This is a genomic window from Nitrospira moscoviensis (assembly GCF_001273775.1).
Lineage (GTDB): Bacteria > Nitrospirota > Nitrospiria > Nitrospirales > Nitrospiraceae > Nitrospira_D > Nitrospira_D moscoviensis.
In genome coordinates, this window is the sequence record NZ_CP011801.1 from 4,326,550 (window position 1) to 4,340,277 (window position 13,728).

Below are 13,728 nucleotides of genomic sequence, written 5' to 3' on the forward strand. Positions count from 1 at the left end.
TCGCTCGCTAAGGCGCCGGAGGCGGAGCGGCCGGCGTTTTCGCTTCCTTGCGCAACCCACCCGACTCCACATGCATGAGAAAGCGGGCCGCCAAGTCCGAGGCGATAAATCGCCCGGCTTGCTCCATGGCCCGGTTCTGGAGGGCCCGGTTGAATTGAAGATCCGGCGTAATGAAGAACTCCGACATCCCCTTGATGGTCTGCGCCCAGATCTGCTTCTTGGTCCGCGTCTCTTCCACTTTTACGAACACCACCACCTCCGTCCGGCTTTCCAAGGTCGTCGTCAGGTTGAAGCTCAACGTGGGCAACGTGACGGAGAGAATCTGGCCGCTGAGGACCAAATCCGCCGCTTCCGAATCGGGCACGACCTGCGCCCCGCTCCCGTTTTCGAACTCATAGCGGATATAGTTGGTGTAGCGGGTTTCCAGATTCGGCTCGAAGGTCCGGTTTTCCAATGTCCTGATGACGAGGCGCGGCGGCGGTTCCGCCGACGCGGCGGCTTTCGCCCCGCCGATGGTCGGGCCGGCGCCTTCGACCTGGAATTGATAGCCGCAGGCGGAAACCGACGCGAGAGCGGCGAGACACGCAAGACTCGCGAGAAACGTTCCGCCGCTGCTGATTCTCCACAGGCCCCGCATGTCTCGCCCGTCTCGCCCGTCGCGCATCGTTCAGACGACAAAATTGATCAGCTTCTTCTCGACGTAGATGACTTTCTTAGGCTCTTGTCCTTTTAGCCACTCGGCCACGACGTGGCGGGCCGCCTGCTCGACGGTGTCGCGGGGCGCGTCCGCCGCCACGTCGATCTTGCCTCGCAACTTGCCGTTCACCTGCACAGGAATCGTCAACCGGTCGCTCACGGTGAGGATCGGATCGAACCGCGGCCAGGGCTGCTGCGACACGCTGGGCGGGTGGCCGAGGACGGCCCACAGCTCCTCCGACAGGTGCGGCGCAAACGGGCTCAACAGCAACACAAACGGTTCGACCAACGCGCGGGGCCGTTGCTCGGCTTTGGTCATCTCATTGGTGAACACCATCATCTGTGAGATCGCCGTATTGAACCGCAGGTCTTCGATATCCTCCGTCACTTTCTTGATCGTCTGATGCAAGAGCCGCTGGTGCTCGAGGCCGGGGGTGACTGAGACCACGGCGGGCGACAACCGGCCTTCTTCCGTCACCATCAGGCGCCATACCCGCTCCAGGAATCGGGTAATGCCTTCGACGCCCCGCGTGCTCCACGGCTTCATGGCTTCAAGCGGCCCCATGAACATTTCATACAGCCGGACGGCGTCCGCGCCGAACTGGTCCATCATCTCGTCGGGATTCACGACGTTGCCGCGCGACTTGGACATCTTCTGATTGTCTTCGCCGAGCACAATTCCCTGATGCACCAGTTTCTTGAACGGCTCGGGCGTGCTGACCACGCCGATGTCGTAGAGCACCTTGTGCCAGAACCGCGCATACAAGAGGTGCAGCACGGCATGTTCGCTGCCGCCGATGTAGAGATCGACCGGCATCCAATAGCGTTCTTTCGCCGGATCGACCAGTTGCCGGCTGTTCTTCGGGTCGATGAACCGCAGGTAGTACCAGCAGGAGCCGGCCCACTGCGGCATGGTGTTGGTCTCCCGGCGGGCCGGTTTGCCGGTGGACGGGTCGGTCGTGTGCAGCCAGGGCTCCAGGTTGGCCAAGGGGCTTTCGCCGGTGCCGGAGGGCTTGAAATTGTTCGTCTCGGGCAGCACCAGCGGCAACTGCTCTTCGGGAAGCGGATGCGGCTCGCCGTCCACCCAATTGATCGGGAAAGGCTCGCCCCAATAGCGCTGCCGGGCAAACAGCCAATCGCGCAACTTATAGTTGACGGCCTTGGCTCCCTTCCCCTGCTTCGCCAGCCAGTCCGTGACGGCGGGGATGGCGTCGGACGGGGTGAGCCCGTCAATGGTGAAGGAGCCGTCCGGCGTCGTCGAGTTGATCACCGTCCCCCGCTCCGTGTCGGTAAAGGCCGCCTGCTCGACCTGACCGCCGGCGATGACTTCGCGGATCGGCAAGTGATAGTGCCGCGCAAACGCCCAGTCCCGCTCGTCATGCGCCGGCACGGCCATGATCGCGCCGGTGCCATACGACATGAGCACGTAATCGGCGATCCAGATCGGCAACCGCTCGCCGTTGACCGGATTGATCGCAACGCCGCCGGTGAAGCAGCCGGTTTTCTCTTTGTCCAGCTCCTGCCGTTGAAGATCGCTCTTTCTCGCCGCCGCCTCGCGGTAGGCCGCGACGGCTGGCTGTTGCGCGGCCGTCGTCACCACGGGGACCAAGGGATGCTCGGGCGCCAGCACCATATAGGTGGCGCCGAAGAGCGTATCCGGCCTCGTCGTAAAAATCCGGACGGCACCGGGCTTGCCGGCCAACGAAAATTCCACCTCGGCGCCGATGGACCGGCCGATCCAGTTCTTCTGCATCTCCAGCGTGCTGGCCGGCCACTCCACCAGCTTCAAATCCTCCAGCAACCGCTCGGCATAGGCCGTGATCTTCAACACCCATTGCCGCATCGGCTTGCGGATGACGTCAAAGCCGCCGACCTCGCTTTTGCCGTCGACGATTTCTTCGTTCGCCAAGACCGTGCCGAGGGCCGGACACCAGTTCACCGGTACCTCCGCGACATAGGCCAGCCCGCGCTCGAAGAGCTTCAAGAAGATCCATTGGGTCCAGCGATAGTAGTCAGGATCCGTGGTGCTCAGTTCGCGTTCCCAATCGTACGACAGTCCGACCCGCTTCATCTGCCGTTTGAACGTGGCGATGTTCTGGGCCGTCGTGATGGCGGGATGGATACCGGTTTTCACGGCATACTGCTCGGCCGGCAGGCCGAAGGCATCCCACCCCATCGGATGCAGGACGTTGAACCCGCGCATGCGCTTATAGCGCGAGACGATGTCGGTGGCGGTGTACCCTTCCAAGTGCCCGACGTGCAGGCCGGAGCCGGAGGGATAGGGAAACATGTCCAAGCAGTAAAACTTGGGCTTCGAGGAATCGTCCAGCGCCCGGAAGGGACGATGGTCTTCCCAATAGGCCTGCCATTTCGCCTCGATGGCGTGGTGATCGTAGCCTTTGCTCATGGTGCCCCGTCAAAGAAGCAGGACTCTAACATAGCCCCTGTGGGCTCACAAGATTCGCGCCGCCGGCCTCGACGCCCTTGCTATACTACCGGCCTGGCATGAGACTCTACGCCGAGCATATTTTTCCCCGGTTGATGGATTGGATCATGGCCGGCGAGGAATTCCGCCGACTGCGGGGGGCGCTGCTCGCCGAAGCGCGGGGTCGGGTGCTGGAGCTGGGCGTCGGGACCGGGCTCAATCTTCCGCATTACCCTTCGGCGGTTCAGTCGCTGGCCGCGGTGGATCCCGCCGTCCTCCTTCCGAAGCGGCTCGCCGTCCGCAAGGCCACCCTGACTTTTCCGCTGAGGCTGGAGCGGCGAACTGCCGAATCGCTGCCGTACGACGCCCGCGTTTTCGACTACGTCGTGAGTACCTGGACGCTCTGCACCATTCCCGACCCGGCGGCGGCGCTGCGCGAAGTCCATCGCGTCCTCAAGCCGACCGGATGGTTTCTCTTTCTGGAACACGGGCGAAGCGATGATCCCCGGATTGCCGCCTGGCAGGACCGATTGAATCCGATCCAACGCATCATCGGCTGCGGCTGCAATTTGAACCGGCCGATCGACCGGCTCATCACGCAAGCGGGCCTGCGTCTCGATCGGCTCGACCGCTTTCGGATGGAGCGGGTTCCCCGGATCGGCGGCGAGATGTACCGCGGCGCGGCGGTGCCGTCGGCGTAAGGGCCGCTCATCCGGCTAGCCGGCGGCCCGGCCGTTCAGAAGAGGGCCGAAGCCGGTGACGGACATGAAGTGCGGCAGCGGGGCCGCAGGCCGCTGCGAGCTGGACTTGGCGCTATGGATCAGATGCGCGACGCCGAACTCCCGCGCCGCGTTCAAACAGCCTTCGTCGTCGTCCATATACAGCGACCGCGCCGGGTCGAATCCCACCAGCCGCCGGCAGGCCGGCCAATACTCCGGCCGCATCTTGAGATAGCCGACCTCAAAGGCATTGACGATGCGGTCCACGTGCCGATCGAGCCCGGTCTTGGCGACTTTGATCGAGACGCCGGATTCGTGCGCGTTCGTCACGATGGTCACCCGCTTGCCGAGCCGGCGGAGATGCCGCAAAAACTCTACGGCGCCCGGCAGAAACCCGATCATGTGCTTCAATTCCTCGTGCATCGCCACGACATCGAGGCCCACCCGTTTGGTCCAGTAATGCAAATCCGTCCACGCGAGCTCGCCCTCCACCGAACGGTACATCGCCAGCAAACGATCGCGCGCGGCGTCGAACGGCAATGCGTGCAGAGCGGCATACCGGCGCGGCAGCTCCTCTTCGAAAAAAAAGTTGTCGAAGTGCCGGTCCAGCAGCGTGCCGTCCATATCGAGCAGGACGTCGTCGATCCGGTCCCAGTCGAGCACGTGATGCGTGATGCGCGATGCGTCATGCGTCATGGAGCAAGTATATCGGAGGGGAACCGCTAAGACGAGCGGTTGTCTTTGCCAAAATTGCTGTGTTACGGTCCGAGCCGATGACTGTCCACGCATCACCCAACACGCATCACGCCTCACCTCCTCTCGTCGCCATCATCGGCCGCCCCAATGTGGGCAAATCGACGTTGTTCAACAAAATCTTGGGCATGAAGACCGCCATCGTCGACGACGTCCCGGGCGTCACGCGCGACCGCAATTATGCCGACGCGACGTATCGCGGGCGCGCGTTTCGTCTGGTCGATACCGGCGGGCTGGAGCCGTCCGCGTCGGACGGGATGCTCGCGCTCATCCGGCGGCAGTCGGAGCTCGCGATCGCGGAAGCCGACATCCTGATCGTCCTGATGGACGGCCGATCCGGCCTGACGCCGCCCGATTATGAAGTGGTGAAGCTGTTGCGCGGCATTGCGAAGCCGGTGTTCTTCGCCGTCAACAAGATCGACACGCCGAAAGCCGATCCGCTCGTGGCCGACTTTTATCGGTTGGGAACGGACAAGCTGTATCCCCTCTCCGCCGAACATGGTATCGGCGTGGCGGAGTTGCTGGACGCCCTCTATCCCCTGTTGCCGGCGGCGGATGAGGCGAGCGCGACGGCGCAGCTGCCGCGTATCGCCGTCGTCGGCCGCCCCAACGTCGGCAAATCGACCCTCGTGAATGCCCTGCTCGGCGAAGAACGGGTGGTGGTGAGCGACGTACCGGGCACGACGCGGGATCCCATCGACTCGCTCGTGACGCACGGCGATCGGCGCTATCTCTTTACCGATACCGCCGGCATCCGGCGGCGCGGGAAGATCGACCGCGGCGTCGAAGGCTACAGTGTCATGCGGTCGCTGCGGGCGATCGGGCGCTCCGATCTGGCCGTGCTGCTGTTGGACGGCGTGGAAGGCGTCACCGAACAGGACACCAAGATCGCCGGAGCGATCCTCAAGCAAGGCCGCGCCTGCATCCTCTTCGTGAACAAGTGGGATCTGCGGGCGGGCGAGACCGAGGCCCGCCAACAGTACGAACGCGCGCTGCGGCGCCGCTTTCCCTTTCTGACCTGGGCGCCGGTGTTGTACGGCTCCGCGCTCACACCGGAATCGCTCCGGCCGTTCTTCCCGGCGATCAACGACGTGCACGCCATGTTCACCAAGCGGATTCCGACCGGCGCGTTGAATAGTTGGCTGCAAGAGCTGCTCGTGGCCCATCCCCTGCCGGTCCGCAAAGGCAAGCCGTCCAAAATCACGAAGTCCGCCTTCATCACGCAGGTGGCGACCAAGCCGCCCGTCTTCGCCTTGTTCGTGGGCCATCCGGGAGACGTGACCCCCGCCTATCTGCGCTACCTCGAAAACCAACTGCGCGACACCTATGGATTCGCCGGCACGCCGCTGCGCCTGCTCGTGAGAAAAAAATAGCGCCGCCGGCACGCCGCCCTCCCCTCGTAACTTTCCGAGGCAACCGGCTTTCAGATTGACTCGGCGCCGGGCTCGTGCTATTCGCATAACAGCCGCCGGTGGAATCACATGCGCTCGCCGAGACGTCGATAGCAGAGCATCCGGACCATCTACGCACGCATCGTGACCGAGCACCGTCGAATCGAACGATGATCAGCCGATTGTCCAAAGCCCCTCGAATCCTGCCGGCGCTGCTCTTCGCGACCATGGTCATCAGTTCGGCCGGCCCGGGTTTCGCTGAGGAGGCGCCCGCCGTTTATCCCGATGCATCCGTTCCCGCGCCCGAATCGACCGCTCCCTTCGATGACGTCAACCCCTCCGTCATCCTGAAAGGATCGGTCTGGCGCATGAAGCCCGGCATCGTCTTTCTCCGAACGCCCATCGGCCTCTTGACGCTGAGCTCGAAGACCACGCTCAAAGATGTGCGGGCCTCGCACGAGGTCACGTTCTGGATCCACGGCGCGCAGCTGGCGGTCGACATCCGGAAGCGCGCCGACGGATCGCTCCTGCATCGCTACCTGAGCGGACCGTTCAAGCCGGCCGACGGTGAGGACAAAACGCTTCGGCGCTGGACGCCGGAAGGAGAAAAATCGTTTCACTACGGCGCACAGGAGCGCGCGCTGGCCGCCCTGCGCGAGGACGACCTCCTGACCGTCGAAGTCGACGACACCGACACGGTGGTCGGCCTGCACGATCTGCAGTTCGACCTGCAAGTGAGCCAGCTCCCGGCCAGCGGCTCGGACACCCATCTGCTGCTGACCGGTACGGTGTCGAAGCTGAAGTCCAACTTCATTTTCTTCCGCACGCCGATCGGCGTCGTCAACGTGAACGCCAAGATCGGCATCAAGAACGCCAAGGTCGGGCAGACGATGACGCTGCATATCCATCGGCATCACGTCGTGGCCGACCTCGCCTCTCAGAATGCCGCCGCGCCGGTCCGGCGCTTCGTGACCGGGCCGCTCCAATTCGCCACGCCGGAACACACCAGCGTCAAGCTCTGGACGCCGGACGGTGAACAGACCTATCCGGCGGACCGGGGCCGCTCCGCCTTGAGCGGAGCCAAGGAAGGAAGTCCGATCACGGTCGAATTGAACGGGCAGGGGAGCGTCGTGGAATTCCACCGCTTCCATTAGTCCCGTCCTCTGGCGGTTCCTTGACTCATCTTTCCGTCCCCTCGTAGACTGCCCCCGGCACATGACTGAAGCACCCACCAATCTGCGTGACGGGCATGCGGAGCGGCCCGCCCCTCCACCGGCCAGTTTTGATACGCTGTATCGCGATCATGTCGACCTGATGTACCGCTTCGCGAACCGGCTTTGCGGGGAAACGGAAGCCGCCAAGGATCTGGTGCAGGAAACCTTCCTGAATGCGTACCGGGGTTTCAAGAACTTTCGCGGGGACGCGCAAGTCTCCACCTGGCTTTACACCATCGCGTCGCGCGCCTGTCTGCGCATGCGGCGCAAGCGTAAGGGGGCGCCCGAGCGCGAGTTGTCGCTGGACGAGTTCATCCCGACGTCCGACGGCGAGTTCCGGTTGCAGATCCCGATGGAAGGGCTGAGTCCAGAAGAGGCGCTGCAGAACAAGCAACTGCGCCAGGCGCTGGATGCGGCGATCAACCAGCTGCCGAAGAAGTATAAAATGGTGTTGGTGCTGCGCGACATGGAAGGGCTGAGCGCCAAGGAAGTGGGCGGCATCATGGGCTTGAATGAGCGCGCCGTGAAATCGCGCCTTCACCGGGCGCGCCTTTTCGTGCGGCGCGAGCTCAGCGCGCGCGGCGTCGCAGACGGCCAGCCCGTCGACCACCGGCCGCGCGGATAACAGGAGACCAGCATGGCCAAGCGCAGACCGACGCAACGCAAAACCGGCACGCCGCAGCCTGCGCATCAACACGAAATGGGCGGCTGCCTTCGCATCCTCCGGGAGCTGTCGGCCTACATCGACGACGAACTGTCCGCGGATGTCTGCCGCCAGATCCGCCGGCACTTGGGCGCCTGCCCCCACTGCGAGGACTTCTTGAGTTCCCTGCGGCAGACCGTATCGCTGTGCCGCCACGCCCCGGCCGCGGCCCTCTCGCCGGCGGACCGGACCCGGATGCGCGAGAAGATCCTGCAGGCGGCGCGCGCCCGCTGACTCGACGAGGTAGCCGGATGCCGGTCGCTCTCCGTCTCATCTTCCTCATCATGGTCGGTCTCCCGGGAGAAGGGCCCGCGGCTCAGGCGTCGGACGTCGGCGCGCCGGACGAAGACCGCGCGCCGGTCGTCATCCAAGGGCGCCAGTTCACACCGGACCGGACTTTGTTGCATCAGGGCCGCAAAGCTCGGCTGGTCTTCACCAATCTGGATTCGGAGCTGCATACGTTTGCGCCGTCCGGCCTCTTCGCCGGCGAAAGCTTTATCATCGCGGGGAACGGCGCGCCGGAATTCGGACCGGGAGGATTGAAGCGGGTCATCATCCCTCCCGACGGCGTGGCCGAGATCAGTTTTACACCGGCGACCCGCGGCGAGTACCGGTACATCTGCGACATGCCGGGCCATCAAATGAGCGCCCTGATCATCGTGGAGTGACCGCCGATGAGAGCCGTATCCGCCTGTATCGTTCTCCTCATCACGACGGGGACGGCGAGCATCGGGCCGGCCGGCCAGCCGTCGGCGGCGGGGGTCGAGCAGGGCCGCCGCATTTATGAAACCCGCTGCCTCGATTGCCACGGGCCGCAGGGGCGCGGCGACGGGGTCAAGGCGCCGTTTCTGTCTCCGCGGCCCGGGAATCTGGTGTCGGCGGCGACGGCGGCCAAGTCCGACAAGGATCTGTTGAACGTCATCGCGAACGGACGGCCGCGGACCGCCATGCCGGCATGGAAGGATCAGTTGTCGGAAGAAGAGCAGCGCCTGGTCCTGCGGTATATCCGGTCCTTGGTGCGATTCCATCATCCGCTGACGCCGCCTCCGCCCGAGCCCTGATCGCCGGAACCCGCATCCCCGGCCCCTTTCGGTTCGCTTCACCCCCATGTTAGAGTAACCGGCGATTCGTTCGGTCACGCGCCTTATCGCCGCCGTTACGACACTTACAACACTACACAAGAGGTCAGGAACCATGAGACGCTTGGTCAGGTTTCACGCTCTTTTCGCCGGAACAGTCGCGTGGCTCGTCTGCGCGGCGATGACCGACGCAGCCGTCGCCGCATCGACTCCATCCAGAACCAAGGGGAAGCCCGCTGCGACGCAGGCGGTGGACGCCGCGCGCCGGTTCGCCGAAGCCATCTCACAAGGCGACCGGGTGGCCGCCGGCCAGCTCGACTTCGCTTGCCAATACCGCCTGGTGACGGGCGGCCCCGCGGGCCTCAAGGCCTACCCGCCTGCGTCGGATCCCATCTACGACGACTGCTGGGCGGCCCTGACGGCCGCGCATGCCCCCGCGACGAAACGGACGGATGTCGGCATGGACGTGCTCTGGCCGAGCACCGGTCCGCTGGTGTTTTACGGAGACGAGCTGCCGCGGCTCCCGGCCTCCGCGTTTGTGATGGACGCGCTCGGGATTTCACCGCCGGGGAGCGGCGTGCGGCTGGAAGTGAAGGACAGCCGGGCGATTCCCAACGGATCGTTCCCGTTGAAGCGAAGCGGGAAGTCCGTCGCGGTGCCGACAACCTTGGTTCGCCTGGTGGTGCACTATCATGATCCGCTGACCTCGCCGGTGAGTTATGCGGAGGGGACCGTCAAGTGGGCCAACACCATCAAGCGCGCGCGCCGCGCGGTGAAATCCATTACGACGCAATGGGTCGTCTTCACCGGGCTGAAGAAACACGGATTCCCCGGCGACGCGGCCGTCTTCCTCCTGCCCGTGCCGACGCAGCCGGAAGCGCCCGGCATGCCCGCCCCTCAAATCCCGTTTACGACGGAGATCAGCCGCGCCCTCCCCGACTCGTTGGTCTGGTGGACGGCCGAGGATCAGCCGGGAACCCTGACCGCCGCCGCCGCGCGCGCCGCCACCTTTCCGGAGTTGCGCGATCGGGTGGCCCTGCTCAACCGCGTGTTGATCATCGATCCCAATCAGACGGATGCGCTGATGGTGTTGACCAGAAACCTGTATGCCGTCCTGCTGCGCGAGGCGGCCAACGAGCACAAGCTGGTGGTGAAGGATCCGGCGCTGTCCCTCGTGGTGAATGAATTCTATTGGAACGTCTATGCGGGCGCCGAGCGGTTGGCGCTGTCCAACGGCATGGAAATGGGGGGGTTCTCCCAGCCGACGCCCGCGGACTACCTCTATCGGATGTTGCCCGCGTTGGAGACGCTGGCGAAGAATCATCCCGAGCAGCTGGACAGCCGGTTCCGCCTCGGCGTGGCGTACCGCTGGAACAACGATCAGCTCCCGATGATCGAAACGTTTGAAGCGCTCGTCCGGGACATCCCCGAAGGCCGCAACACCCCGAAAGCCGAAGCGCTGCTGCAATTGGCCTGGTCGCGGATCAACAAGGTCGCCTGGAACCGGATTCTCCACGATCCGGAAAGCGTCAAGGCTTACGCCGACGCCGAGGCGTCGCTCGCCGTCGCGGAGTTGCCGCTGGACAAGTTTCTCGCGGAATACACGATGGCCTACAGCATGATTTTCATGCCCGACTACGGCGACAAGGCCAAGATGCTGCACCATCTGACGGAAGCCAAACGCTGGTTCGAGGAAGTGCCCGGGAAGAACGACGACGTTTGGCGGTATTTCCTTGAGAGCGACCTGCTGAAGGCGGTGCTCGACGCCGACCCGAGTTTCCAGCCGATCCTGGCATCCGTGGAAAAGAAGGCCTAAGCGCCCGCGCCGCGGCATCTCACTGCGGCGTACCGGAGCCGGTATGTACCGGTTGAGCGCAACCGCACTGCACTTTCCGCCGCCGGACCAGGCCACGCCGGAGGGGTTGCTCGCCGTAGGCGGCGATCTGCGCCCCGAGCGTCTGATCGAGGCCTACCGCCACGGCATCTTCCCCTGGTACAACGAGGACCAGCCGATTCTCTGGTGGTCGCCGGATCCGCGAGCCGTGCTGTTCCCCTCCCGTCTGCATGTCCCGCGCAGCCTGGAAAAGACGCTTCGGCGGGGGCGCTTCACGTTCACGCTCGACACCTGCTTTCGTGACGTCATGATCCGGTGCGCCGGACCGCGCATCCAATACCCTGAGGGCGGCACCTGGATCACCCCGGCGATGATCGAGGCCTACACGGAACTGCACCAGCTCGGCTACGCCCACTCCATCGAAACCTGGCAGGACGGCCGGCTCGTCGGCGGCCTCTACGGCGTCGCCCTGGGCGCCGCGTTCTTCGCCGAATCGATGTTCATGCGCGTCCCCGATGCCTCGAAGGCGGCGCTGGTCCGGCTCGTGCGCCAACTCCGGGCCTGGGACTTCCAGCTTATCGATTGCCAGCAATCGTCACCTCACGTCAGGCGTTTCGGGGCGCAGAACATTCCGCGCCGTGAATTCATCGCTCGGCTCGCGGCGGCCCTCGCCGTACTGGATCGACGAGGGCCGTGGCGCGTCGACGGGCGGTGATTTCGGCCCGCGAACAACCCTCCTCCTCGATCATCACCGGCAACTCCGGGCAAGACGCGCTCCAACACCTGGGGCTCGCGGACAAGACACGGCTCATTTCGACGCCGGTGTGATATCGATGGACCTGACAATGCCGGGAATAGACGGGCTGGAAGTGTGCCGCCGCATCCCGCGCCGCGGAGCATTGGTGCGGTGCGATGGTACGCATTGAGGGACCACCGTTTCACCGTGGGGCCTCAGCGAGCAAGAAGGATGGTCGGGCCGCTTGCTATGTCTTCCCCATCTTCGCCAGCTCCGCGAAATAATGGGCGAAGGCTTTCATGCCGCCGGAGGCTTGACCCCAGTCGAAGTATTCGTTCGGCGCGTGGTAGCCGTGCTCGGGGAGGCTCAGCCCTAGAAACAGGATCGGGACCTTCCAGGCCTTCTGCATCGTCACCACCGCGCCGATCGAGCCGCCCTCGCGGATGAAGGCCGGCTGTTTGCCGAAGCCCGCTTGCGCGGCCCGCTTCACCGCGTCGACATAGGGCCCGTCAAACCATCCCTTGAACGGCTGCAGCATGCCTTCGCGCTCCACCGTGACGCTCGGATTGACCTTGGCGACATGTTTCTTGAGCAAGGCGAAGGCCTTCTCGGGCGTCTGATTCGGCACCAGCCGCATGCTGACTTTCAATTCACCCTGCCCCGGCACCACCGTCTTGACGCCGGGGCCCTGGTAGCCGCCGGTAAGCCCGTGAATTTCGAACGTGGGCCTGGCCCAAATGCGGCGCATGATGTCCGACGGATCGTTCGTCCGCAGCGACTGAAATCCGTAGGCCTGCTTGAACCGCTTCACGTTGAAGCCGGACGCGAGGAAGCTCTTGATCTCCGCCTTGGTCGGCTCGACCACGTCGTCATAGAAGCCGGGGATCTTGACCTTCCCGGTTTTCGCGTCGACGCAGCTCTGTGCCACCTCCATCAGCTCGGCCAAGGGATTCCTGGCCGCGCCACCGGTGAGACCGGAATGCGCGTCCTTGCTTCCCGTCCGCAACATGAGTCTCGCGCCGAGCAGGCCGCGGAGGCCGTAGGGCATCGCCGGCCGGCCTTTGGCGATCCAGATGGTATCCGACACCACTACGGAATCCGGCCGTGGAATCGCCGTGCGGTCCTTGAGGCCCTGCGAAAAATGCGGGCTTCCGATTTCTTCTTCCAGCTCCCAGAGGAATCGAACGTTGATCGGCCAACCCTGGTCGACGGCGAAGCGCGCGCCGAGCAAGGCCGCCAGGGCCGGCCCTTTGTCGTCGGTCGCGCCGCGGCCGCGATACAGTCCATTGTCGTTCGCGAACGCAAACGGCGCCTGTGTCCATTCCGGCTCCTGCGCCGGCTGGACGTCCATGTGATTGTAGACCGTGACGGTGGGATGGCCAGGACCGGTGGTCCAGCCGCCGCAGACGATCGGATAGCCGCCGGTCTCGACGATCCGGGCCTCCGCGCCCAGATCGGTCAGATACTGTACCGCCAATTCGGCCATCTTCCGCAGATCGCCGGCGCGCGACGGATCCATGCTGATGGACGGGACTTCGACCATTTGGCCGAGCAGGTCTTCGAACCGCCCGCGCGCACTATTCACATACGTTTCCAGTTGCCGCCGATTCACCATGGACCAATCCTCCCGCGATGAGAGCGGATTATAACGGTCATGTGGGGGAAGGGAAAGCGGCGGCATGGTAGAATCCGCCGCATGCGACGACATTCGCGAGCGACCCTCCTTTGGAGTCTGCCGGCCGTCCTCGTCATGGTCGCCGTGACACTGGCTCCTGCGCCGGCGCGGGCCGAAGAGCCGATCGGTATCCGGCAGATCCTCGATGAGCCGACGGTCTATCATCTCAGGCGCGTCACGCTGGCCGGGACCGTGCGCGACGTGCAACCCCTCGATCCCTATACCGTTCCCAACGGGACGAATTGTTACGGCGCGTACTTGTTCCGCTTGGAAGATGAGTCCTCTTCCATCTCAGTGGCCGTCTTGGGCATTTGCGCCAGCAAGCCGGTGTTCCGCGATCCGGAGGTGGAGGACGGCGATCGCGTCGAAGTGAGCGCGACGATTCAGGCGCCGAGTCACGGTGGGTACTATCTGAGCTTCCGCGGGCTGAAAGTCGTCACGGAACAAGAGGGCTTCGTGCAGGCCGTCGCCGACCGCATTCTCCCCATCGTCGAATAGTGCAC

The 13,728-nt window shown here is 64.3% G+C and carries 15 protein-coding genes; 11 read left to right on the top strand and 4 right to left on the bottom strand.

What is annotated here, in order from left to right; translation table 11 throughout:
- Positions 1–7: 7 nt before the first annotated feature.
- On the bottom strand, positions 8–637 hold the full coding sequence (gene lptE / locus NITMOv2_RS21065; protein ID WP_053381726.1) for an LPS assembly lipoprotein LptE: 630 nt from the start codon (positions 635–637) through the stop codon (positions 8–10).
- A gap of 30 nt (positions 638–667) precedes the next feature.
- A complete protein-coding gene (gene leuS, locus NITMOv2_RS21070; RefSeq protein WP_053381727.1) occupies positions 668–3,103 on the bottom strand; it encodes a leucine--tRNA ligase in 2,436 nt (811 codons plus the stop codon).
- Positions 3,104–3,201: 98 nt separating this feature from the next.
- On the opposite strand from leuS, the gene NITMOv2_RS21075 reads away from it, so the two are divergent.
- Entirely contained in the window at positions 3,202–3,822 is a 621-nt protein-coding gene (locus tag NITMOv2_RS21075; protein ID WP_053381728.1) for a class I SAM-dependent methyltransferase, read from the top strand.
- Between the two features lie 15 nt (positions 3,823–3,837).
- Here the strand turns inward: NITMOv2_RS21075 and NITMOv2_RS21080 are convergent, their stop codons facing one another.
- Entirely contained in the window at positions 3,838–4,536 is a 699-nt protein-coding gene (locus NITMOv2_RS21080; RefSeq protein ID WP_053381729.1) for an HAD family hydrolase, read from the bottom strand.
- 77 nt (positions 4,537–4,613) lie between these two features.
- Between NITMOv2_RS21080 and der the strand changes: the two genes are divergently transcribed.
- From der to NITMOv2_RS24780, 9 genes are all read left to right on the top strand, one after another.
- Positions 4,614–5,966, top strand: coding sequence for a ribosome biogenesis GTPase Der (der, locus tag NITMOv2_RS21085; protein WP_053382190.1), 1,353 nt, complete (start codon positions 4,614–4,616; stop codon positions 5,964–5,966).
- 188 nt (positions 5,967–6,154) lie between these two features.
- Complete coding sequence (locus NITMOv2_RS21090) at positions 6,155–7,138, top strand: hypothetical protein (protein WP_053381730.1); 984 nt, start codon at positions 6,155–6,157, stop codon at positions 7,136–7,138.
- A gap of 61 nt (positions 7,139–7,199) precedes the next feature.
- Complete coding sequence (locus tag NITMOv2_RS21095; RefSeq protein WP_053381731.1) at positions 7,200–7,823, top strand: RNA polymerase sigma factor; 624 nt, start codon at positions 7,200–7,202, stop codon at positions 7,821–7,823.
- 12 nt (positions 7,824–7,835) lie between these two features.
- Positions 7,836–8,135 carry an anti-sigma factor family protein gene (locus NITMOv2_RS21100; RefSeq protein ID WP_053381732.1) on the top strand — a complete coding sequence of 100 codons (300 nt, stop codon included), beginning with the start codon at positions 7,836–7,838 and terminating at the stop codon, positions 8,133–8,135.
- 17 nt (positions 8,136–8,152) lie between these two features.
- Positions 8,153–8,569: a cupredoxin domain-containing protein gene (locus tag NITMOv2_RS21105; protein ID WP_053381733.1), complete on the top strand. Its 417-nt coding sequence runs from the start codon at positions 8,153–8,155 to the stop codon at positions 8,567–8,569.
- Between the two features lie 6 nt (positions 8,570–8,575).
- Positions 8,576–8,962, top strand: a complete 387-nt coding sequence (locus tag NITMOv2_RS21110) for a c-type cytochrome (RefSeq protein WP_053381734.1) — start codon at positions 8,576–8,578, stop codon at positions 8,960–8,962.
- 133 nt (positions 8,963–9,095) lie between these two features.
- Complete coding sequence (locus NITMOv2_RS21115) at positions 9,096–10,796, top strand: hypothetical protein (RefSeq protein ID WP_053381735.1); 1,701 nt, start codon at positions 9,096–9,098, stop codon at positions 10,794–10,796.
- Positions 10,797–10,839: 43 nt separating this feature from the next.
- Positions 10,840–11,529: a leucyl/phenylalanyl-tRNA--protein transferase gene (gene aat / locus NITMOv2_RS21120; protein WP_053381736.1), complete on the top strand. Its 690-nt coding sequence runs from the start codon at positions 10,840–10,842 to the stop codon at positions 11,527–11,529.
- A complete protein-coding gene (locus NITMOv2_RS24780) occupies positions 11,508–11,642 on the top strand; it encodes a hypothetical protein (protein ID WP_274519488.1) in 135 nt (44 codons plus the stop codon). Before aat ends, NITMOv2_RS24780 begins: the two co-directional genes overlap by 22 nt.
- A gap of 155 nt (positions 11,643–11,797) precedes the next feature.
- Here NITMOv2_RS24780 and NITMOv2_RS21125 read toward each other — a convergent pair whose 3' ends face one another.
- The gene (locus NITMOv2_RS21125; protein WP_053381737.1) at positions 11,798–13,165 is read right to left on the bottom strand and encodes a M20/M25/M40 family metallo-hydrolase; all 1,368 of its coding nucleotides are present in this window, start codon (positions 13,163–13,165) and stop codon (positions 11,798–11,800) included.
- Between the two features lie 81 nt (positions 13,166–13,246).
- Between NITMOv2_RS21125 and NITMOv2_RS21130 the strand changes: the two genes are divergently transcribed.
- Positions 13,247–13,723, top strand: coding sequence for a hypothetical protein (locus NITMOv2_RS21130; protein WP_145976466.1), 477 nt, complete (start codon positions 13,247–13,249; stop codon positions 13,721–13,723).
- The last annotated feature ends 5 nt before the right edge of the window (positions 13,724–13,728 follow it).

Excerpts from the sequence above, each read along its gene's own strand:
- NITMOv2_RS21125 (WP_053381737.1), bottom strand. The coding sequence starts at position 13,165 with ATGGTGAATCGGCGGCAACTGGAAACGTATGTGAATAGTGCGCGCGGG.
- lptE (WP_053381726.1), bottom strand. The coding sequence starts at position 637 with ATGCGGGGCCTGTGGAGAATCAGCAGCGGCGGAACGTTTCTCGCGAGT.
- NITMOv2_RS21105 (WP_053381733.1), top strand. The coding sequence starts at position 8,153 with ATGCCGGTCGCTCTCCGTCTCATCTTCCTCATCATGGTCGGTCTCCCG.
- NITMOv2_RS21100 (WP_053381732.1), top strand. The coding sequence starts at position 7,836 with ATGGCCAAGCGCAGACCGACGCAACGCAAAACCGGCACGCCGCAGCCT.
- NITMOv2_RS21075 (WP_053381728.1), top strand. The coding sequence starts at position 3,202 with ATGAGACTCTACGCCGAGCATATTTTTCCCCGGTTGATGGATTGGATC.
- NITMOv2_RS21090 (WP_053381730.1), top strand. The coding sequence starts at position 6,155 with ATGATCAGCCGATTGTCCAAAGCCCCTCGAATCCTGCCGGCGCTGCTC.
- NITMOv2_RS21115 (WP_053381735.1), top strand. The coding sequence starts at position 9,096 with ATGAGACGCTTGGTCAGGTTTCACGCTCTTTTCGCCGGAACAGTCGCG.
- aat (WP_053381736.1), top strand. The coding sequence starts at position 10,840 with ATGTACCGGTTGAGCGCAACCGCACTGCACTTTCCGCCGCCGGACCAG.
- der (WP_053382190.1), top strand. The coding sequence starts at position 4,614 with ATGACTGTCCACGCATCACCCAACACGCATCACGCCTCACCTCCTCTC.
- leuS (WP_053381727.1), bottom strand. The coding sequence starts at position 3,103 with ATGAGCAAAGGCTACGATCACCACGCCATCGAGGCGAAATGGCAGGCC.
- NITMOv2_RS21080 (WP_053381729.1), bottom strand. The coding sequence starts at position 4,536 with ATGACGCATGACGCATCGCGCATCACGCATCACGTGCTCGACTGGGAC.
- NITMOv2_RS21095 (WP_053381731.1), top strand. The coding sequence starts at position 7,200 with ATGACTGAAGCACCCACCAATCTGCGTGACGGGCATGCGGAGCGGCCC.
- NITMOv2_RS21130 (WP_145976466.1), top strand. The coding sequence starts at position 13,247 with ATGCGACGACATTCGCGAGCGACCCTCCTTTGGAGTCTGCCGGCCGTC.
- NITMOv2_RS21110 (WP_053381734.1), top strand. The coding sequence starts at position 8,576 with ATGAGAGCCGTATCCGCCTGTATCGTTCTCCTCATCACGACGGGGACG.